Raw genomic sequence first — 20,666 nt, forward strand, 5'->3', positions numbered from 1 at the left:
ACCCGCGGCCCTGTACCGGGCCCGCCGCTATTCGGTCTTGATCGCCGTCAGCATGTTCAGCTTCGCGCCGCTGCGGGCCGGCCACAGGGAGGCCAGCACCCCCACCAGCCCTGCCAGCACCAGGAAGACCGCGATCCGGTCCCATGGGAGGACCAGGGCGTAGCCGGGGACCGAGGACGACACCGTCTTGCCGACCGCCCAGCCGAGGAACATGCCGAGCCCGACACCGATCACCGCCCCGAAGAGCGAGATGACCACGGCCTCCAGCCGGATCATGCGCTTGACGCGCCGCCGGTCGAGCCCGATCGCCCGCAGCATGCCGATCTCCTGCTGACGTTCGAAGACCGACATCGCCAGCGTGTTGACGACACCGAGGACCGCGATCACCAGGGCCATCGCCAGCAGCGCGTACATGATGTTCATCGCCGTGTTGACGAACCCGCCGAACATGTCCCGGATGCCCTGGCGGTCCATGACGCTCATCGCCGGGTTGTCACCCAGGGCGTCGACGATGGCCTGCTCGTTGGCCGCGCTCTGGCCGCCGTCCATGGCCAGCCAGACCTCGACGATCTGGGGGAGGCTCTCGTGCCGGTCGGCCACGTCCTTGGCGAGCAGCACGGGGGAGAGGAACTCGTTGCCCTCGTAGAGCGCCCCGACCTTCAGGTTCTCCTTCTTCTCGTCCTGGAACTCCACGGCCACGCTGTCGCCGGTCTTCCAGCCCCGTGACTTCGCCGTGTCGGCGGCGACGGCGATCGCGCCGTCGCCCAGGGAGTCCAGCGAGCCGGAGACCGTCGTGAGCGCGAACACCTTCTCGATGTCGCCGGGGGTGACCGCGGACGCCGAGACGCCCCCGTCCCCGACGGTCAGCCAGACCGCCTGCTGCGGGGAGACGGCGGCGACGCCGTCCGCCTTCGACAGGGCGGTGAGGGCGGACTCGTCGAGCGGCTCACCGCTGGCCATCGAGACCATGTAGTCGGCGCGGATGTTGTCCGTGGTCATCTTGTCCACGGCCCGGCCCAGGGTCACACCGAGCACCGAGATGCCGGTGACCAGGGTGAGGCCGATCGCCAGCGCGGAGGCGGTGGCCCCGGTACGGCGCGGGTTGCGGACCGCGTTCTGCGCGGCCAGCTTGCCGGAGACCCCGAAGACCTTCCGCAGCAGCGGGCGCGCCAGCGCGATCACCGGACGCGAGAGCAGCGGGATCAGCACGATGACACCGAGCAGCGCGAGGAAGGCGCCCCCGGCGACGAGCGCGCGGCCGGTGTCGGTGCTCCGGGTCGAGCCGGCGACGACCACGGCGGCGCCGAGCAGGGCGAGCACCCCGCCGACCGAGTTCCGCAGGACCAGCGACCTGGTGGTGGCCACCGCGTGCACACTGCTCATCGCCGCCACCGGCGGGACCTTCGCCGCGCGCCGGGCCGGCAGCCAGGCGGCGACCACGGTGACCAGGATGCCGACGACGAAGGCGGAGACGACGGCGGTGGGGGAGACGACCAGCGGTCCCGCGGGGATCTTCCCGCCGAACGCGCCCATCGCCGAACGCAGTCCGATCGCGAGGCCGAGACCGAGCAGGAGGCCGGTCACCGAGGCGATCAGCCCGACCACGCCCGCCTCCAGGAGGACGGCGCGCTTGACCTGGCGCCGGGAGGCGCCGACCGCCCGCATCAGGGCGAGTTCCCGGGTGCGCTGGGAGACCAGCATGGTGAAGGTGTTGGCGATCAGGAAGACGCCGACGAACAGCGCGATGCCGGCGAAGGACAGCAGGATGGTGTTGAGCCCCTTGAGGCCCGCCTCGGTCATGTCGGCTTCCTCGGCCGCGAGCGCCGCGCCCGTCTTGGCCTCCGCGTCCTTCGGCAGCAGCGGTTCCACGGCGGCCAGCAGCCGCTCGTCCGAGGCGCCGGGGGCGGCGACGACGGTGACGTCCCGGAACTCGCCGGGCCGCAGGTAGAGCCGCTGGGCGACCTCGGTGTCGAAGAGGACCAGGCTGCCGCCCGCGTTGACCGCGCCGTCCTCGGTGGTGAAGACACCGGCCAGGGTGTACTCCTTCACCGGGCCGGTCGTGGCGACCCGCACCTTCTCGCCGACGGTGTACTCGCCCTTGCGGGCGGTCTCCTCGTCGAGGGCGATCTGGCCGTCCTCCACCGGGCCGGTGCCGTCGGTGAAGTCGTACTGGCGGTCCTCACCGTTCTCGCCGGGGGTGAAGTTGGAGCCGGTGTTGGACCAGCCGTTGCCGATCAGCTTGCCGTCGGGGCCGGCGACGCCGGCGAAACCGGAGACCCGGCCGGTGGCCTCGGCGACCCCGTCCAGGTCCCGGATCTTCTCCAGGGTGGCCTCGTCGACGGCGGCGGTCTCCTCGTCGCCGCGCTCGGCCCAGGTGGTGACGGCCACGGCGACGTCGTCGTAGCTCTTCCTGGCCTGGTTGTGGAAGGCGTTGCCGAGGGTGTCGGTGAAGACCAGGGTGCCGGAGACGAAGGCGACGCCGAGCATCACGGCGAGCACGGTCATCAGCAGTCTGGCCTTGTGCGCGAGGACGTTGCGCACAGCGGTACGGAACATGTCGTCAATTCCAGGGAGGAGTGGGGAAGGCGGAGGGGGAGGGCGGCAGCCGGACGGTCAGCTGGTACGGCCCTTCGCGTCGAACGCCTTCATCCGGTCCAGCACCGCCTCGGCGGTGGGGCGCGGCATCTCGTCGACGATCGCGCCGTCGGCGAGGAAGATCACCCGGTCCGAGTAGGAGGCGGCGACCGGGTCGTGGGTGACGATCACCACGGTCTGGCCCAGCTCGCGTACCGAGTTGCGCAGGAAGCCGAGCACCTCGGCGCCGGAGCGGGAGTCCAGGTTCCCGGTCGGCTCGTCACCGAAGATGATCTCCGGCTGGGAGGCCAGGGCGCGGGCCACGGCGACGCGCTGCTGCTGGCCGCCGGAGAGCTCGGTGGGGCGGTGCTTCAGGCGCTCGGCCAGGCCCACCATGCCGATGACCTTCTGGAGCCACGCGGCGTCCGGCTTACGGCCGGCGATGTCCATGGGCAGGGTGATGTTCTCCAGCGCCGTCAGGGTCGGCAGCAGGTTGAACGCCTGGAAGATGAAGCCGATCTTGTCCCGGCGGAGCTGGGTGAGCTGCTTGTCCTTCAGGGTCCCGAGTTCCGTGTCGCCGATGCGCACCGAGCCGCTGCTGAAGCTGTCGAGGCCGGCCACGCAGTGCATCAGCGTGGACTTCCCGGAGCCCGAGGGGCCCATGATCGCGGTGAACTCGCCCTGCGGGAAGTCGACGGACACCCGGTCCAGGGCGACGACCTGGGTCTCACCCTGGCCGTAGACCTTCGACAGCTCCGTGGCGCGGGCGGCGACCGCGGTGGTGCGGTGGACGGCGGTGGTGGTCACAGGGATTCTCCTGGGTCGGTGAGGCGTGGGCGGTCCGTGGCCGCTGGGGAACCCTCCCATCGTCCCGGCCGTTCTCCTCGGGGGCGTCAGTCCCCGTACCCGTTCCCGGGGCCCTCTTGAGTCGCACCACCGGGGCGGCGGCGTACTCCTCGGGTATGACACCGACCCTGAGGGGTTCCGTCCTCAGCGGGGCGGGGCGGTCGATCCGCGGGGGACCAGCCGGGCCGCCGCGTCCTCGAAACCGGGGGCCGACCCCTCGTCCACCATCGTCAGCAGGGTGCGTGCCGCGTGGGCCCCGTACGCCGGGATGTCCCGGCTCAGCGCCGTCAGCGCGGGCCGTACGACCCGGGACAGCTGGGAGTCGTCCCAGGCGACGAGCGAGAGGTCGGCGGGCACGTCCAGGCCCATTTCCTGGGCGACCGAGAGCCCGGCGACGGCCATGATGTCGTTGTCGTAGATGACGGCGGTCGGCCGCGCGGGCGCGCTGACCAGGCGGCGGGTGGCGTGTGCGCCCTCGTCGCCGGAGTAGTCGGTGTGGACGACCACCGGTTCCTCCAGGCCCAGTCCGGCGCTGATCTCCCGCTGGGCGCGGTCGCGCAGCCGGGTGTGGACCAGTTCCGGCAGCCCGGCGACCCTGGCGATCCGGCGGTGGCCGAGCGCGGCGAGGTAGGTCAGGGTGTCGCGCAGCGCCGCGGAGTCGTCCGACCACACCGGGGTGAGGGAGCCGGCCGCCGAGGGGTGGCCGATGACCACGGCCGGCAGGCCCAGCCCGGCGACCCCCTCGATGCGCGGGTCCCGGTCGCGTACGTCCGCGAGGAAGACCCCGTCGACCCGGCCCTCGCCCCACCACCGCTCGTACATCTCCAGTTCCTGTTCCGGGTCGGTGACGACCTGGAGCAGCAAGGCGCAGCCGCGGGTGGCCAGTTCGGTCTCGATGCCGCTGATCAGCTCCATGAAGAACGGTTCGACGCCCAGCATCCGGGCCGGCCGGCACAGGGCCAGCCCGACGGTGTCGGCGCGTGCCCGGGTGAGGGCGCGGGCCGCGCTGTTGGGCCGCCAGCCGATCTCCTGGGCGATGGCCTTGATCGAGGCACGGGTCGCCGGGGAGACGCCCGGCCGGTCGTTCAGGGCGTAGGACACCGCGACTTTGGAGACCCCCGCACGGCGCGCGATGTCAGCGATCGTGGGGCGGTGTTTGGGCATGCGACCTCGCTTAACCGGTTCGTGATCTGAAGCGCATCCTAACCACACCCTCTGACCTGCGTCTTCGGATACAGGTCCAGACCTCTCGGAGATCTGCGGGAAAAGTCATGTGGGAGCGCTCCCGCTCTCTTGACACCGTCTTGGGCCGCACATACCTTTCCGGCACTTACCCGGTTCAGTAACTCCGCTCGCAGGGACGGCGGGGGAAAAGGAGGGGCCATGGGGACCCACGCCCGTGTGCGGATCACCGCCGCGCTCGCCGTGTTCACTTTCGCCGCGACCGCGTGCACGGGGGGCGGAACGTCGGGTACGACCGCCGGGCCGGGGAGCAAGGGGGGCTCGCTCCCGCGCAACGAGACGCTGTACACCACCGGCACCCAGTGGGGCCCGCCGGCCAACTACAACCCGCTGCGCGACTGGGACCACGCCACCGGCACCAAGGGCCTGGTCTACGAGACCCTGTTCCACTTCGACCCGAACGAGGGCAAGCTGAAGCCCTGGCTCGCCGAGTCGGGCACCTGGACCGACGACAAGACCTACGACGTCAAGCTGCGCTCCGGCATCACCTGGGCCGACGGCAAGCCGCTGACCGCGAAGGACGTCGCGTACTCCTACGGGCTGGGCAAGATCGAGGCGTCCTCCTTCAACTCCCTGTGGAGCTGGCTGGCCGACGCGAAGGCGGTGGACGGGACGACCGTCCGCTTCACCTTCAAGGAGGCCCGCTACCAGGAGTGGGACTACACCCTCTACGGCCGGCCGGTCGTCCCGGAGCACATCTGGAGCTCGCGCACCGAGGAGGAGATCCTCAACGGCGTCAACGACAAGCCGGTCGGCACCGGGGCGTACAAGCTCAAGAGCAAGAGCCAGGACCGGGTGGTCTGGGAGCGGCGCGACGACTGGTGGGGCACGAAGGCCCTCTCCATGACGCCGGCCCCGCGTTACATCGTCGACGTCTCCAACCCGAGCAACGAGGTGGTCATCGGCCAGCTCGGCCAGGGCCAGCTGGACCTCAGCAACAACTTCCTGCCGGGGGCCTCCTCCCTGGTGAAGAGCAAGAAGGTCGTGTCGTACTACGACGACGCGCCGTACATGCTCTCCGCCAACACCGCCTGGCTGGTGCCCAACACCACCAAGAAGCCGATGGACGACGCGGCCTTCCGCCGGGCGCTGGCGGCCTCGGTCGACACCGGGAAGATCGTCAAGGGCGTCTACGGCGAGCTGGTCAAGCCCGCCTCCCCGACCGGACTGCTCCCGCAGTGGGAGCAGTTCGACGACAAGGCGCTGATCGCGGAGAAGGGCTTCGAGCACGACGCCGCAGCCGCGAAGAAGGAGCTCGCGGACGCCGGCTACAAGGACACGGACGGCGACGGCTTCGTCGAGAACAAGGACGGCAAGCCGCTCTCCCTGAAGCTGGCGGTGCCCTCCGGCTGGACCGACTGGATGGAGGCGGCCAAGGTCATCGCCTCCGGGGCCAAGGACGCGGGCATCAAGATCACCACGGAGTTCCCCGACCAGAACGCGCTCACCGAGCAGCGCGGCAAGGGCGACTTCGACCTCGTCATCAACAACGAGCGCCAGCTGTCCAACACCCCCTGGACGTACTACGAGTACATGTTCAAGATGCCGGTCCAGGAGCAGCAGAACACGGTCAACTTCGGCCGCTACGAGAACGAGAAGGCCTGGAAGCTGGTCCAGGAGCTGGGCGGGGTCAGGACCGACGACACCGCGGGCATGAAGAGCACGATCTCCGAGATCCAGGACATCCAGCTGACCGAGATGCCCATCATCCCGCTCTGGTACAACGGCCTCTGGTCGCAGTCCACCACCGGTACCTGGACGAACTGGCCGTCGGACGCCGAGGGCGCCCCGAAGACGGCACCGGCCCTGTGGCGCAACTGGCTGGAGCTGGGCGGCTTCGAGACGCTCACCCAGATCAAGCCCGCCAAGTGACGCGGCGGCAGGGGCCGCCGGGCGGGACCGCCCCGGCCGCGGACCGCCCGCACGCCCCAGCCGCCCCATGACCGCCCCGCCGCGTCCGCGCCGACCTGACCGGTGCGCACGCGGCGGGGCTCAGAACCGGGAGCCCCCTCTTGCGCCGCTACTTCGCCCGCAAACTTCTCGTCTACGCACTGACCTTCGTCGTCGCCGTCACCGTCAACTGGATGATCCCGCGCTTCATGCCCGGCGACCCGGTGGCGGCCATGGTGGCCCGCGCCCGGGTCTCGCAGCCCGAGGCCGCCGAGGCCATGCGCTCCTACTACAACAACCTGTTCGGCTTCGACGAGCCCCTGTGGCAGCAGTACCTGCACTTCTGGGGCGCCCTCCTCCAGGGCGACTTCGGGATCTCCATCTGGGTCTTCCCCACCCCGGTCGGCGACGTCCTCCTCGACGCCCTGCCCTACACCCTGGGGCTGATGATCCCCTCCGTGCTGCTCAGCTGGTTCGTCGGCAACTGGATCGGCGCGCTCTCCGCCCGCCGCAAGGTGCTCGACAACACCGTCCTGCCGGTCGGCTACCTGCTGACCGCCATGCCCTACATGTGGATCGCGGTGATCCTCGCCTGGGGGCTCGGCGGGAAGGCCGGCTGGTTCCCCCTGTCGGGCGGCTACAGCCTGGACATCCAGCCGGGCTGGACCGCGGACTTCGCCCTGGACGCGCTGAGCCACTGGGTGCTGCCGTTCCTCTCCCTCTTCCTGGTCGCGCTCGGCGGCTGGGCGATCGGAATGCGCAACATGATCATCTACGAGCTGGAGTCCGACTACTCCTCGTACCTCTCGGCCCTCGGCGCGCCCCAGCGGCTCATCCGCCGCTACGCCTTCCGCAACGCGGTCCTGCCCCAGGTCACCGGTCTGGCGCTGCAACTGGGCGTCCTGGTCGCCGGCGCCCTGGTCACCGAGATCGTCTTCGCCTACCCGGGGCTCGGCTCGCTGATCCTGGCCTCGATCCAGAACCAGGACTTCTTCCTGCTCCAGGGCGCGTTCCTGTTCATCGTCATCGGCGTACTCATCGCCAACTTCCTCATCGACCTGGTGTACGTCGTCGTCGACCCCCGCACCCGTACGGGCATGGCAGGAGGCACGTCATGAGCACACGGCCCGACCCGGCGCCCGAGACGGCCGCCGCCCCCGCCGCGCCCTCGGCCCCCGGCGCCGCACCGGCGAAGCCCGGCAGCGAGTGGCTGCACTACGCGGTCCGCAACCCGAAGCTGATCATCGGCTTCTCCCTCGTCGTCGTCCTGCTCGCGATCGGCCTCCTCGGCCCGCCGCTGCTCGACAACGGCAACCCCAACGAGTACGTCGGCCCCCAGGCGTCCGCCCCCGACGGCACGTACTGGATGGGCACCACCACCTTCGGTCAGGACGTGTACGCGCAGTTCGTGCACGGGCTGCGCTCGACCTTCCTCGTCGGGGTCGTCGGCGGTGCGATAGCCGCCGTCATCGCCATGCTGGTCGGCTTCCTCGCCGGCTACCGGGGCGGTGTCCTGGACGAGGTCCTCAGCATGCTCACCAACGTCGTCCTGGTGATCCCCACCCTGGCGGTCCTGCTGATCATCAACGCGTACATGGGGGTGCGCAGCGTCGCCGTGCAGGGCCTGTTCATCGGTCTCACCTCGTGGCCGTGGGCGGCACGGGCGATCCGGGCGCAGACCTTCTCGCTGCGCACCCGGGAGTTCGTGGACCTGGCGCGGCTCAGCGGCAGCGGCACCTGGCGGATCGTGTTCCGCGAGATCGCGCCCAACATGAGCTCCTACCTCTTCATGATGTTCATCCTGCTCTTCGGCGGGGCCATCCTGATCGCCTCCTCGCTGGACTTCATCGGGCTCGGGCCCACCGAGGGCGTCTCGCTCGGGCTGATGCTGCAGAGCGCCCAGCAGTGGAGCGCGCTCCAACTCGGCATGTGGTGGTGGTTCATCCCGCCGGGCGCCGGGATCACCGCGATCGTCGGCGCGCTGTACATCGCCAACGTCGGCCTCGACGAGGTCTTCAACCCGAAGCTGAGGGAGTCCTGAACCCATGACCCTGACCGTCGACGACCTGCGGGTCCACTACCGCACGCTGCGGGGCGAGGTCCGGGCGCTGGACGGCGTCAGCTTCTCCCTGGCGGACGGCGAGATCCTGGGCCTGGCGGGCGAGTCCGGCTGCGGCAAGACCACCCTCGGCAAGTCCCTGATCCGGCTGGACGGCCGGATGCGGCACGCGGGCGGCACCGTCACCCTGGACGGCGAGGAGCTGCCGCTGTCCGACGACCGCGCGATGAACGCCTACCGCTTCCACAAGATCTCGCTCGTCCCGCAGTACTCGATGAGCGCCCTCAACCCCACCCGGCGTATCGGCCGCATGATCCGCGAACTCCTCGCCTCCCGGGGCGTCAGCGTCGACACGGCCGAACTGCACCGCAGACTCGCCCTGGTCGGCCTGGACCCCGACGTCCTGGAGCGCTTCCCGATCGAGCTGTCCGGCGGGATGAAGCAGCGCACCGTCATGGTGATCTCCACACTGCTGGACCCGGCCGTCCTCGTCGCCGACGAGGTGACCTCGGCACTGGACGTCTCCAACCAGCAGGCCGTCGTCGGCGCCCTGACCGGGCTCCGCGACAAGGGCCTGGTCAACAGCATGATCTTCGTGACCCACGACCTCGGCCTGACCTCGCACATCGCCGACTCGATCATGGTGATGTACGCGGGCAAGCTGGCCGAGAAGGCCCCCACGAGGGAACTGACGACCAAGCCCCGCCACCCGTACACCAAGATGCTGATCGGCTCGCTGCCCCAGGTCGGCGCCCGCTACAAGGACAAGCCGCTCAGCGGCATCGAGGGCGCCCCGCCCTCCTTGCTGAACCCGCCCGCCGGCTGCCGCTTCCGTGACCGCTGCCCCCTCGCGGACGAGCGGTGCGCCGAGGAGCCGCCCGCCGTCGAGATCGCCCCCCGCCACACCGTCGCATGCTGGAAGGCGGCCTGATGCTCACCCTCGACCGCGTCACCAAGACCTTCCGGGCCGGCGCCTTCGGCGGCGGTTCCGTCACCGCCGTCGACCGGGTGTCCTTCTCGGCCGCGCCCGGTGAGCTGGTCTCCCTCATCGGGGAGAGCGGCAGCGGGAAGTCCACCATCGGCCGCATGGTCCTGGGCCTCACCGAGGTCACCTCCGGCAGCCTCACCCTGGACGGCGAGCAGGTCAGGCCGGGCAAGGACTTCTACCGCCGGGTGCAGGGCGTCTTCCAGGACCCCTTCAGCTGCTACAACCCCGTCTTCAAGGCCGACCGCGTCTTCGCCCTGGTCCGCCGCGCCTACCACCCGGGCGTCGGCGACAAGGAGTGGGCCGACCGTGTCGAGAAGGCCGTACGCGACGTACGCCTGGACCCCGGCCAGGTACTGGGCCGCTACCCGCACCAGCTCAGCGGGGGCCAGCTCCAGCGCCTGCTGATCGCCCGCGCCCTCCTGCTCGACCTGCGTTTCCTGGTCGCCGACGAGATCACCAGCATGCTCGACGCCTCCACCCGCATCGACGTGCTGAACCTGCTCGCCGGCCTGAAGGAGCGCGGCCTGGGGGTCCTCTACATCACCCACGACCTGTCGCTGGGCACCTACCTCGCCGAGAAGACGGTGGTACTGCGCAACGGCCGGGTCGTCGAGCACGGCGACACGACCAAGCTGTTCGCGAACCCGGCGCACCCCTACACCCGGACCCTGCTGGCCGCCGTGCCCCGGCTCAACCAGCCCTGGACCCCGGCCGAACCGGTGGAGAGCTGTGCCTACCACGACGCCGGCCGGGCCGCGTCCGGCGGCGGCCTCCACGAGACGGAACCCGGGCACTTCGTCGCCTGCGCCCAGCTCCCCGCCTGCGGAAGGAACCTCGCGTGACCCTGCGCCACCTGCCCCTGCACGACGGCTGGACGCTCACCGCGGACGGCCCCGTGCCCGTCGGGCTCCCCACAGGCGGCGTCCCGGCGGCCGTACCCGGCACGGTCCACACCGACCTGCTGGCCGCGGGGCTGATCGACGACCCCTACCTCGACGACAACGAGACCCGTCTCGGCTGGATCGGCCGCACCGACTGGACGTACCGCACCACCTTCGAATGGGCGGCCGACGCACACGAGTTCACCGATCTGTGTTTCGACGGCCTCGACACCGTCGCGACCGTCCTGCTCAACGGCACCGAACTCGGTTCCACCGCCAACCAGCACCGGAGCTACCGCTTCCCGGTCCGCCCGCTGCTCCGCGAGGGCGAGAACACCCTGGCGGTGCGCTTCACCGCCCCGTACACCTATGCCGAGGCCCTGCGCGAGAAGCTGGGCGACCGCCCCGGCGCCTACACCGAGCCGTACGCCTTCATCCGCAAGATGGCCTGCAACTTCGGCTGGGACTGGGGCCCGACCCTGGTCACCTCCGGCATCTGGCGCCCGGTCGCCCTGGAGTCCTGGAGCGGCCCGCGCATCGCCGGGGCCAAGGTGCTCGCCGACCTCGACGACGACGGGGTGCCGCGCCTCACCCTCACCCTGGACGCCGACCGCGCCGGGGGCGGCGAGCTGGCGGCCTCGGTCTCGGTGGTGGGCGCGGGCGCGTCCGCCGCCTTCCTCCTCCCGGCGGGCGAGGACCGCGCCACGGTCACCCTCTCCGTCCCCGGCGCCGAGGTCTGGTGGCCGCACAGCCACGGTGCCCAGCCGCTGTACGACGTCGTCGTCCGGCTGGGCGAGGACGAGGTCCGGACCTTCCGGACCGGCTTCAGGGGCGTCGCCCTGGAGCGTGAGGCCTTCCGGATCTCGGTCAACGGCGAGCCGGTCTTCGTACGCGGGATGAACTGGATCCCCGACGACTGCTTCCCCTCCCGCCTCACCCGGCAGCGCGTGTCCGAGCGGCTGGACCAGGCCCTCGCGGCGAACGTCAACCTGATCCGGGTCTGGGGCGGCGGCCTCTACGAGAGCGACGACTTCTACGAACTCTGCGACGAGAAGGGCCTGCTGGTCTGGCAGGACTTCCCCTTCGCCTGCGCCGCCTACCCGGAGGAGCAGCCGCTGTACGACGAGGTGGCCGCCGAGGCCCGCGAGAACCTCGTCCGCCTCGCCCCCCACCCGTCGCTGGTGCTGTGGTGCGGCAACAACGAGAACCTGGAGGGGCACGCCGACTGGGGCTGGCAGGAGAAGCTGGAAGGCCGCACCTGGGGGTACGGCTACTACCACGGCCTGCTGCCCGCGATCTGCGCCGAGACCGACCCCACCCGCCCCTACTGGCCGGGCTCCCCCTACTCCGGCTCCCCGGACCTCCCCCCGCAGGACCCCGCCTCGGGCACGGTCCACCTCTGGGAGGTCTGGAACCGGGTGGACTACCGCCACTACGCCGACACCGCCCACCGCTTCGTCGCCGAGTTCGGCTTCCAGGGCCCGCCCGCGTACGCCACCCTGCGCCGCGCGGTGAGCGGACCGCTGGGCCTGGGCGCCCCGCTGATCGCCCACCACCAGAAGGCGGAGGACGGCGACGCGAAGCTGCTGCGCGGCCTCGGCGACCACCTCCCGCAGCCGGCCGGCTTCGACGACTGGCACTGGCTCACCCAGCTCAACCAGGCCCGCGCCGTCGCCTTCGGCATCCGCCACTTCCGCTCGCACACGCCGTACTGCATGGGCGCGATCGTCTGGCAGCTCAACGACTGCTGGCCGGTGGTGTCCTGGTCGGCGGTGGACGGCGACGGCCGCCGCAAGCCGCTCTGGTACGCCCTGCGCCAGGTCTACGCGGACCGGCTGATGGCCCTGCGCGACGGCGCCCTGCACCTCGTCAACGACTCCTCCCGGGCCTGGCGGGGCACCCTCGTCCTCGCCCGGTACGGGCTGGACGGCACCCTGCTCGCCGAGACGGAGACCGAGGTGTCCACCGCACCCCGCGACGTGAGCCGGGTCCCCCTCCCCGCGGCGCTCGCCACCCCGGGGGACGCCGCCCGCGAGGTGCTGGTGGCCCGGCTCGGGGAGCTGCGCACGGTGGAGTTCTACGAGGAGGACACCCGCCTCGCGCTGCCCCCGGCCCGCTACGACGCGGAGGTCACGCCCCTCACCCACAGTGACGGAACGGACACCGTTTACCGGGTGGAGATCACCGCGCACACCCTGCTGCGGGACCTCGCTCTCTTCCCCGACCGGCTGGATCCGGCGGCCGAGGTGGACGACATGCTCATCACCCTGCTGCCCGGCGAGAGCCATGTCTTCCACGTCAGGGGGGCCGTGCTGAAGGACCCGGAGGCACTGGGAACCGCGCCGGTCCTGCGGTGCGTCAACGACACCGTCGGACGCTGAGGTGGCGTGGGCCTGGCGAACGGTGGCCAGGCCCTGGCGAATCGGCCGTACGGGTGCGGCGACTTTCCGTCAATCCCGTACGGCGGAGTACGTGACCGGCCGACCGCCCGAGCATGTGGTGATGCGGTGCGCGACGTCTGACGACCCATCAAACGGTCAATAAAATAAGACAACATCGAGCACGTGTTCAGCTGTTCGGGGGAACTCCCCGGATAGGGTCATGTGCCGAACAGCAAAACCGCGCGCCCATGCCCGGGTGGTGGAATGCAGACACGGCGAGCTTAAACCTCGCTGCCTCCTCGGGGGCGTGCCGGTTCAAATCCGGCTCCGGGCACCACCTGCTCGGCGGGTGGGTCCGGGGGGCCGCCCGATGATTCAGCTGTCAACTTCTTACACCACTGGTTCACCCGAACGCGAGTCCTTCGGGATTATCACCGTAAGTGAACGGCCGTACGTGCGGGAGCAGGGGATGTCCGGGCTCCCGGCCCGGCCGGTGGCGAGGCGTCCGGCCCCCGGGTTCGCGGGGGCCGGACGTGCCCGGTGCGGTGCCGTGTCCGGCGCGGGGTCAGGCCGTCGGGGCGGGCGCCGTTTCGAGGGCCGGGCCGGGGGCGGGAGCGGACTTCTCCGGGGAGCGCTGTCCGGTGGCGGCCTTCCCGGTGTCCGAGGTGCCGGAGGTGCCGGAGCCGGGCGGCAGGGGGGTGCCGGTCTTCTTCTCCCGGTGCGCCAGCCACAGGTCCACCACGAAGTGGAGCACCAGGCCCGCCGCGCCCCAGAGCGCGATCGTCAGGAGGTCGCGGCCGAGGCCGTGGCCGTCGAAGTAGACCAGGGTGCGGACGGCGTCCACGGCCGCCGGCAGCGGCAGGACGTCCTGGAGGGTGCGGAAGACGTCCGGGACCATGTAGACGGACAGGCCGCCGCCGGAGGCGGGTACGCCGGCCAGCAGCAGTACCGCCATCGCCGGAATGACCGCGAAGAGTCCGAGCGTACGGGTGAGGACGCCGGTGGCCAGCGAGACGCTGAAGACGGTGACCGCGCCGAGGCCGATCAGCTCCAGGGCGTGGCCGTCGACCGCGCCGATCAGGACGTCGAAGAGGAACCACAGCCACAGGGACATGCCGACCGCCCAGCCGGCCAGCTTCGGCAGGAACTGGCGGGTCCGCCTCAGCTCGGGGGCACCGCCGCGCAGCACCGACATGATGAGGAAGCCGGCCATGATCCAGGACATGGCGACGTACATGCTGTTGCTGCCCATGGTGTCGTCATCGGTGAGCGGCTTGACGTCGGTCAGTTCCAGGGGCGTCTGCTGTCCTGCGGCGACCTGCTGGAACACCGCCCGCAGCGTCGTCTGCTGGCTGGACCCGGCGGCCGAGGAGGTGTAGAGCGTCGCCGGGCCGCCCGGGGCGGACGGCAGCACGTACGCGCCGACGACGTCCTGCTCCATGATCCAGTCCTTGGCCGCCTCGGCCGACGTCCCGGTACGGATGTCCAGCATGGCGCCCAGCTTCGGCTCCAGGCCGCCGGCCACCTGCTCGGCCTGCTGGGCGGAGGCGGCCACCACGACCACGGGCATGTCGTGGACCTGCGGCTTGTGCATCGAGGCGCTCATGGTGCCGACGACGGCCACCAGGATGCAGAGCGGGAAGGCGATCGCGGCGAGGTAGCGGGTTCCCTTGGACCGCACCGGGCCTCCCGCGAGTGCGGGCAGCGGGGTGCTGATGTCGGTGACCGGGGGAGCGGCCGGGATCAGGTGACCGGAGCGGCGCTCCTTCAGCAGGGAGAGGGCGAAGGCCGCGACGAGCCAGACGCCCAGGGTCAGCAGGTACCCGCCGGCGCCGCGGCCGTCGAAGTAGAGGAGCGCGCGCAGCGACTCGCCCGCGGCCGGGAGCGGGAGTATCCCGTGCAGCCACTGGAAGAAGCCCGGCATGGTGTGGATGGGCAGTGCCAGGTTGGAGGCCGGCATGCCGAAGCAGACCCACAGCAGCATGCCGAAGAGGACGGCCAGCGGCCCGACCAGCTTGGTGAACAGCAGCTGCGTCATGCCGACCGCGCCGATGGTCAGCATGCCCACGCCGAGGAACTGCGGGTAGTGGCCGTCCACCGCGCCCACGACCGGGCCGAGGATGGTCCAGATGATCGTGCTGGTCACCGCGGCCCAGCCGATCAGGAGCGGCACGAAGCGGCGCAGGGTCAGCAGGAACGGCATCGACATCGTCAGGATGCTCAGCGGCACGTAGCCGGCCAGCATCATGCCCATGCCGGCGAAGAGGACCGCGGTGCCCGACATGTCGCCGTCGGGGAGCGGGGCGGCTTCCCGGGTCGTGATCTGCCACTGGTGCTCGGCGGCCACCGGTGCCAGGAGCTGCTGCACCGTGCTCGCCTGGGAGGCCCCGGCCGCCGAGGCCGTGTGGATCACGGCCTCGCCCTCGCCACCCGCGGGTATCTCCAGCGCGCCCGCGATCTCGCGGTCCTCGATCAGACCGAGGGCCTCACCGGTGGTGGCGACCAGCCGGGCCTCGACCGGGCCGCCGGGCAGGGCGTCCAGCGCCGAGACGACCGCCCGCGCCGTCTGTCCCGAGCCCACGACGGCCACCGGTGTGTCCTTGGGGGCGGGCGCGTGCATGGTCCCGACGTAGCTCGCGTACATCATCGTCACCATCAGGAACGGCATGGCGAAGAGGGCGACGTACCGGGCGATCCGGGCCTTCCGGTTCTCCCCGCCCGGCGCGGGGGCGCCGGCCGGAGGGCCGCCGGGGCCGTCGGTGGGCGGGGCGGTGGTGGATGACTCCACGGAATCGTGCTCCTAGGTGGATCTCGGCAGGGCGTCCGCGGCGGCCGGGGCCGGACCCGAACGGTCCACAGCGGCCGGCGACGGGAGGGATCCTCGGCCGCCGGGGCCCAGAAATAAGCCGCATGACTTACGAATGACTTCCAATATAAGTCATGTGACTTACTCATGCGTCCGTGCGCTACTTTGGCGCTCCCGCCACGCATCACCGCCAGGAGGCGACGACCCCCGATGGCCAGATCAGACGCGGCGCGCACGGCGCTGCTCGACGCCGCCGAACGCCTCTTCGTCCAGTCGGGCATCTCCCAGGTCTCGGACCGCAAGGTCGCCGAGGCCGCCGGAAACACCAACCACTCGGCCGTGGGCTACTACTTCGGGGGGCGCGAAGGGCTGCTGAGTGCGCTGCTCACGCGCCACCTCTCGTCCCTGGAGGAACCGCGCCGGGTGATGTTCGAGCACTCCGGCTCGCTCCTGGAGGACGTACGCGCCCTTGTGGTGCCCGCGACCGACGCCCTGGCCGAGCTGCCCCCGCCCACCTGGCGGGCACGGTTCATCAGCCAGGCGCTCCACGACCCCGTCGCCATGGCGCTGATGCGGGGGATGGAGGACGCCGCGCCCACCGCGGCGCTCATCGTCCGCTCGGTGGCCGCACGGCTGGACCACCTGCCGCGCGCGATCGTCCGGGGGCGGGCCGCCCTGATGTCCCACATCATCACTTCGGCCTGCGCGGACATGGAGGGGCGCGCGGCCCGCGACGGCCGGGCCCCGGGCTGGCACTCGGCGGGCGACTTCCTCTCCGACGCCATCGCCGGGATGCTGACGGCACCGGTCAGCCGCCGGCCGGATGCGGCGACGGAGGACGGGTACGAGAAGTACCTGGCCTGACGTGGTGTTCCGGAGCGGGGCGGAGAGAGTTCTCCAAAGATCCTCCTCTGGCACTAGGGTCATTGTTTTGCCTAGCCATTACTCTTGACGCAAGGCCACGCACGGTGGCCATGGAGGAGTGAGATGAGGAGCAGCAACCCGGTCTTCTCGCGACGGGGGTTCAGCCGCGACAACGGCCACGCGGGCTTCAACGCGGCGCCGCAGGCCGGGGCCGCGACCGCCGGCGCCAACCCGTACGCCCAGGGGACCGCCAACCCGTACGCCACCAACCCGTACGCCCAGCCGGACACGCAGTACGGCGCGCCGCAGGCGCCCGCGCGTTCCGGGGCGATGACGATCGACGACGTCGTCACCCGTACGGCGATGACGCTGGGCACCGTGGTGCTCACCGCAGCCCTCTCCTGGGCGCTGCTGCCGGTCGACGCGTCGAACATCGGCACGTCGTACGGCATCGCGATCGGCGCCGCCCTGGTGGCGTTCGTCTTCGCGATGATCCAGTCGTTCAAGCGCAAGGCGTCGCCGGCGATCATCCTCGCCTACGCGGCCTTCGAGGGTGTCTTCCTCGGAGTCATCTCCAGCGCGGTCAGCACCTACATCGGCCCCGGCACGGTGATGCAGGCGGTCATGGGCACCATGTGTGTCTTCGCCGGTGTCCTGCTCGCGTACAAGATGCGCTGGATCCGCGTCACCCGCCGCTTCTACGGCTTCGTGATGGCCGCGGCGGTCGGCTTCGTGCTGCTGATGATGGTCAACCTGCTGTTCAGCGTCTTCGGCGGCGGTGACGGTCTGGGCTTCCGCAGCGGTGGCCTGGGCATCCTCTTCGGGATCATCGGCATCATCCTCGGCGCGTGCTTCCTCGCCCTGGACTTCAAGCAGGTCGAGGACGGCGTCAACTTCGGCGCGCCGCGCGAGGAGGCATGGCTGGCGGCCTTCGGCCTCACCATGACCCTGGTGTGGATCTACCTGGAGATGCTGCGTCTGCTCTCCATCCTCAACGGGGACGACTGACCCCGGCGGACGTCATGACCGGAGCGGCCCGCAGGCACCACGCCTGCGGGCCGCTCCGTCTTGGTCCTGCCCCGCCCTGTCCTGCCAGGGCGTGCGCTGTCCTGCCGGGGCGTGTCCTGTCTCCGGTCGGAGTGCGGTCTGTCCGGCTGGGGCGCGTCCGGGGCCCGCTGGCCATGGCTCCGCGGGGGCGCGTAGGGTCGCGGGGTGCTCGATACGACCCCTCTGACCGCCGCCGTGGAGCGGTTCGCCGACCGGCTGCGCAGTACCCCGCAGAGCCGGCTGCAACGCGGCGTCGCCGCGGAGGCCCTGGCCGTCGCCAGGGACCTCGCCGCCCGTGCCCAGCGCATCGAGTCCCCCGGCCGGGAACCGCGTGTCATGCCGGACGCCGGGATGTTCACGGTCGGCGACCAGGTCGCCGTCGCCGGCCGGGACCTGGCGGTGGCACTGGAAACGGCCTCGTCCGGGGAGCTGGACGAGGCCGTGCGGTACGTCGAGGAGGCCGCGGAGCGTACGTTCGCCCGCTCCGGCTTCTAGGGCGGACTCTCTCGGAGGGCCCCTGCCGGTGGGGGGCCGGGCCCCGGTCTGCCGGTGGGGCCGGGCCCTAGAAGGAGGCGATGACGCGGTCGGCGAGGATGTAGACGTTCTCGTCGCCGCAGGAGAAGGTCAGCGCGTACGCACCGGAGACGCCGGAACCGCCCAGCAGCACGGGCTGTTCACCGTCCCGCAGCGAGGCGGCGAGCCGCTCGGCGGTCTCCCGGTGGCCCGGGGTCATACAGAGCGTGGTGCCGTCGGCGAAGACGTACACGTCGAGGGTGCCGAGCGGACCGGGCCGTACGTCGGTCAGTTCGGTGCCGGTGTCGGCGAGCAGTTCGAGCCGTTCCACGGTGCGCTCGTGATCCGTGACCACCGGCGTCTGCACGGGGACGAAGTCCGGGTGCGAGGGGTGGCGGCGGCGGGCCGCGGCCAGTTCGGGCGAGTCCTCGGCGAACTCCACCGACTCGGTGATCTCGGGCAGGTCGGTCAGCTCCGCGAGTTCGTCCAGCGCCTCGGTGGAGTCGAGGTCCATCGCCTCCAGGCCGGCGAAGTCGCTCTGCCGGGGCATGAAGAACGGTGCGTCGTCGCCGAGGCCGGTGAGCCCGCCCAGCAGGGACGGCGCGTCGGCGGCGTCCCGCGCTTCCTGGGCCGCCCAGAACGCGCGGGCCTCGGCCAGCTCCCGCTCCCGCTCCTCGGCGAGCGCGTCGGCGACCGCCGCGCGTATCTCCTCCGCGGAGGCGGCACTCCGGTTCTGCTGCTCCGGTACGGAGGTGAGACGGCCGCGCCCCTCCGCGAGTTCGGCACGCAGAGCGACGACCTGCTTACGGAGTCCGTGAGCGGCGTGCAGCGCGGCGGCACCGACAGCCGTCGCGGCGGCGGTGGTCAGCAACAGGGCAAATGGCATGGCGCTCACTGACGTACTCCCGGATTCGATCGACACCCCCCGACTTCCTACATCAGCTTGGCCTGTACCGGTACGCGGTGTCAGTGCATTACGTCACGAAATGGACAGGTCTTTGGACCCGCCGATCCGGTCCGTACCGGCTGTGACCTGCAAAGACGAATCTCCCCTGGGACACAGATCACATCCTGGGGGAGATTCGGTCACGTTCCGGGCTCGGCCGGGTTCGAGGCGGCCCGCACATGGGAGAGGGGCACCGCCCACCGCTGCGGGCAGGTGCCGTCCTCCTGCGTCGGACGGCCCCTACCCTCCGCTACGGCTCAGCTCGGTTCAGCTCAGCCGCTCGATGACCATGGCCATGCCCTGGCCGCCGCCCACGCACATCGTTTCCAGGCCGAACTGCTTGTCGTGGAACTGGAGGCTGTTGATCAGCGTGCCGGTGATGCGGGCACCGGTCATGCCGAAGGGGTGGCCGACGGCGATCGCGCCACCGTTGACGTTGACCTTCTCCAGCGGCAGGCCGAGGTCACGGTAGGAGGGGATGACCTGGGCGGCGAACGCCTCGTTGATCTCGGCCAGGTCGATGTCGCCGATGGTCAGCCCGGCGCGCTTCAGCGCCTGCTTGCTGGCCTCGACCGGGCCGTACCCCATGATCTCGGGGGAGAGGCCGGAGACACCGGTGGAGACGATCCGGGCCAGCGGGGTCAGGCCCAGCTCGCGCGCCTTGGTGTCGGACATGATCACGAGCGCGGCGGCACCGTCGTTGAGCGGGCAGCAGTTCGCGGCCGTGACGAGGCCGTCGGGGCGGAAGACCGGCTTCAGGCCCTGGACGCCCTCCAGTGTGACGCCCGCGCGCGGGCCGTCGTCCTTGGAGACGACCGTGCCGTCCGGCGTCGTCACCGGGGTGATCTCGCGCTCCCAGAAGCCGTTCTTGATGGCTTCCTCGGCCAGGTTCTGCGACCGTACGCCGAACTCGTCCATGTCCTGGCGGGTGACGCCCTTGATCCGGGCCAGGTTCTCCGCGGTCTGGCCCATGGCGATGTACGCGTCCGGGATCAGGCCCTCCTCGCGGGGGTCGCTCCAGCTCGCTCCGGACTCCTCGGCGCGGGCGGCGGTGCGGGCCTCCGCCTCGGCGAAGACCGGGTTGTGCGTGTCCGGCAGGCTGTCCGAGTTGCCCTTGACGAAGCGGGACACCATCTCGACACCGGCCGAGATGAAGACGTCGCCCTCGCCGGCCTTGATCGCGTGCAGCGCCATGCGGCTGGTCTGCAGCGAGGAGGAGCAGTACCGGGTGACCGTGCAGCCGGGAAGATGGTCCATCCCCATCTGCACGGCGATGATGCGACCCAGGTTGTTGCCCTGCTCGCCGCCCGGCAGACCGCAGCCGAGCATCAGGTCGTCGATGTCCTTCGGGTCCAGCTCGGGGACCTTGGCCAGCGCGGTCTGGATGATGGTCGCGGTCAGGTCGTCCGCGCGCAGGTCCTTGAGGGACCCCTTGAACGCCCGGCCGATCGGCGAACGGGCAGCAGAGACGATCACGGCTTCGGGCATCACGCGGCTCCATGAGGGCTGGAAGGCTGGATGGGCTGGACTGTCTTGGAAGTTACCCGTACGTATCGCCGAGGTCACCCGGCAGGCCATGTGATGAGGGCCTCTTTTCTAAGCAACCGCTCAGTCGCCCGGCTTGTTCCC

General features: G+C 70.9%; 15 protein-coding genes and 1 tRNA gene. 10 read left to right on the top strand and 6 right to left on the bottom strand.

The genetic code is table 11. The annotated features are described in order from the left end of the window. Positions 1 to 27: 27 nt before the first annotated feature. The 3 genes from CP967_RS20570 to CP967_RS20580 form a co-directional block, all read right to left on the bottom strand. Positions 28 to 2,556, bottom strand: coding sequence for an ABC transporter permease (locus CP967_RS20570; protein WP_150489379.1), 2,529 nt, complete (start codon positions 2,554 to 2,556; stop codon positions 28 to 30). Between the two features lie 57 nt (positions 2,557 to 2,613). Beyond that, complete coding sequence (locus tag CP967_RS20575; RefSeq protein WP_150489380.1) at positions 2,614 to 3,381, bottom strand: ABC transporter ATP-binding protein; 768 nt, start codon at positions 3,379 to 3,381, stop codon at positions 2,614 to 2,616. 183 nt (positions 3,382 to 3,564) lie between these two features. Then, positions 3,565 to 4,584: a LacI family DNA-binding transcriptional regulator gene (locus CP967_RS20580; RefSeq protein WP_150489381.1), complete on the bottom strand. Its 1,020-nt coding sequence runs from the start codon at positions 4,582 to 4,584 to the stop codon at positions 3,565 to 3,567. Positions 4,585 to 4,803: 219 nt separating this feature from the next. Between CP967_RS20580 and CP967_RS20585 the strand changes: the two genes are divergently transcribed. From CP967_RS20585 to CP967_RS20615, 7 genes are all read left to right on the top strand, one after another. Next, on the top strand, positions 4,804 to 6,534 hold the full coding sequence (locus tag CP967_RS20585) for an ABC transporter substrate-binding protein (protein ID WP_150489382.1): 1,731 nt from the start codon (positions 4,804 to 4,806) through the stop codon (positions 6,532 to 6,534). A gap of 140 nt (positions 6,535 to 6,674) precedes the next feature. Then, positions 6,675 to 7,670: an ABC transporter permease gene (locus CP967_RS20590; protein WP_150489383.1), complete on the top strand. Its 996-nt coding sequence runs from the start codon at positions 6,675 to 6,677 to the stop codon at positions 7,668 to 7,670. Then, positions 7,667 to 8,593 carry an ABC transporter permease gene (locus CP967_RS20595; RefSeq protein WP_150489384.1) on the top strand — a complete coding sequence of 309 codons (927 nt, stop codon included), beginning with the start codon at positions 7,667 to 7,669 and terminating at the stop codon, positions 8,591 to 8,593. Before CP967_RS20590 ends, CP967_RS20595 begins: the two co-directional genes overlap by 4 nt. Positions 8,594 to 8,597: 4 nt before the next feature. Then, entirely contained in the window at positions 8,598 to 9,542 is a 945-nt protein-coding gene (locus CP967_RS20600; RefSeq protein WP_150489385.1) for an ABC transporter ATP-binding protein, read from the top strand. Continuing rightward, entirely contained in the window at positions 9,542 to 10,441 is a 900-nt protein-coding gene (locus tag CP967_RS20605; RefSeq protein ID WP_150489386.1) for an ATP-binding cassette domain-containing protein, read from the top strand. Before CP967_RS20600 ends, CP967_RS20605 begins: the two co-directional genes overlap by 1 nt. After that, positions 10,438 to 12,861, top strand: a complete 2,424-nt coding sequence (locus tag CP967_RS20610; RefSeq protein ID WP_150489387.1) for a glycoside hydrolase family 2 protein — start codon at positions 10,438 to 10,440, stop codon at positions 12,859 to 12,861. Before CP967_RS20605 ends, CP967_RS20610 begins: the two co-directional genes overlap by 4 nt. Positions 12,862 to 13,111: 250 nt before the next feature. Beyond that, positions 13,112 to 13,198, top strand: a tRNA-Leu gene (locus CP967_RS20615). Positions 13,199 to 13,426: 228 nt separating this feature from the next. Here CP967_RS20615 and CP967_RS20620 read toward each other — a convergent pair. After that, positions 13,427 to 15,649: an ABC transporter permease gene (locus CP967_RS20620; protein ID WP_229888390.1), complete on the bottom strand. Its 2,223-nt coding sequence runs from the start codon at positions 15,647 to 15,649 to the stop codon at positions 13,427 to 13,429. 228 nt (positions 15,650 to 15,877) lie between these two features. Here CP967_RS20620 and CP967_RS20625 point away from each other — a divergent pair, with 228 nt between their 5' ends. The 3 genes from CP967_RS20625 (at position 15,878) to CP967_RS20635 (ending at position 18,073) form a co-directional block, all read left to right on the top strand. Continuing rightward, entirely contained in the window at positions 15,878 to 16,531 is a 654-nt protein-coding gene (locus CP967_RS20625) for a TetR family transcriptional regulator (protein ID WP_150489388.1), read from the top strand. Positions 16,532 to 16,654: 123 nt separating this feature from the next. After that, entirely contained in the window at positions 16,655 to 17,539 is an 885-nt protein-coding gene (locus CP967_RS20630) for a Bax inhibitor-1/YccA family protein (RefSeq protein ID WP_150489389.1), read from the top strand. A 204-nt stretch (positions 17,540 to 17,743) separates the two neighbouring features. Continuing rightward, positions 17,744 to 18,073, top strand: coding sequence for a hypothetical protein (locus tag CP967_RS20635; RefSeq protein WP_150489390.1), 330 nt, complete (start codon positions 17,744 to 17,746; stop codon positions 18,071 to 18,073). Positions 18,074 to 18,140: 67 nt separating this feature from the next. Here CP967_RS20635 and CP967_RS20640 read toward each other — a convergent pair whose 3' ends face one another. Then, the gene (locus tag CP967_RS20640) at positions 18,141 to 18,977 is read right to left on the bottom strand and encodes a hypothetical protein (protein ID WP_229888389.1); all 837 of its coding nucleotides are present in this window, start codon (positions 18,975 to 18,977) and stop codon (positions 18,141 to 18,143) included. Between the two features lie 327 nt (positions 18,978 to 19,304). Beyond that, on the bottom strand, positions 19,305 to 20,525 hold the full coding sequence (locus tag CP967_RS20645; protein WP_150489391.1) for an acetyl-CoA C-acetyltransferase: 1,221 nt from the start codon (positions 20,523 to 20,525) through the stop codon (positions 19,305 to 19,307). Positions 20,526 to 20,666: the final 141 nt, after the last annotated feature.

This window comes from Streptomyces nitrosporeus, assembly GCF_008704555.1.
GTDB lineage: Bacteria > Actinomycetota > Actinomycetes > Streptomycetales > Streptomycetaceae > Streptomyces > Streptomyces nitrosporeus.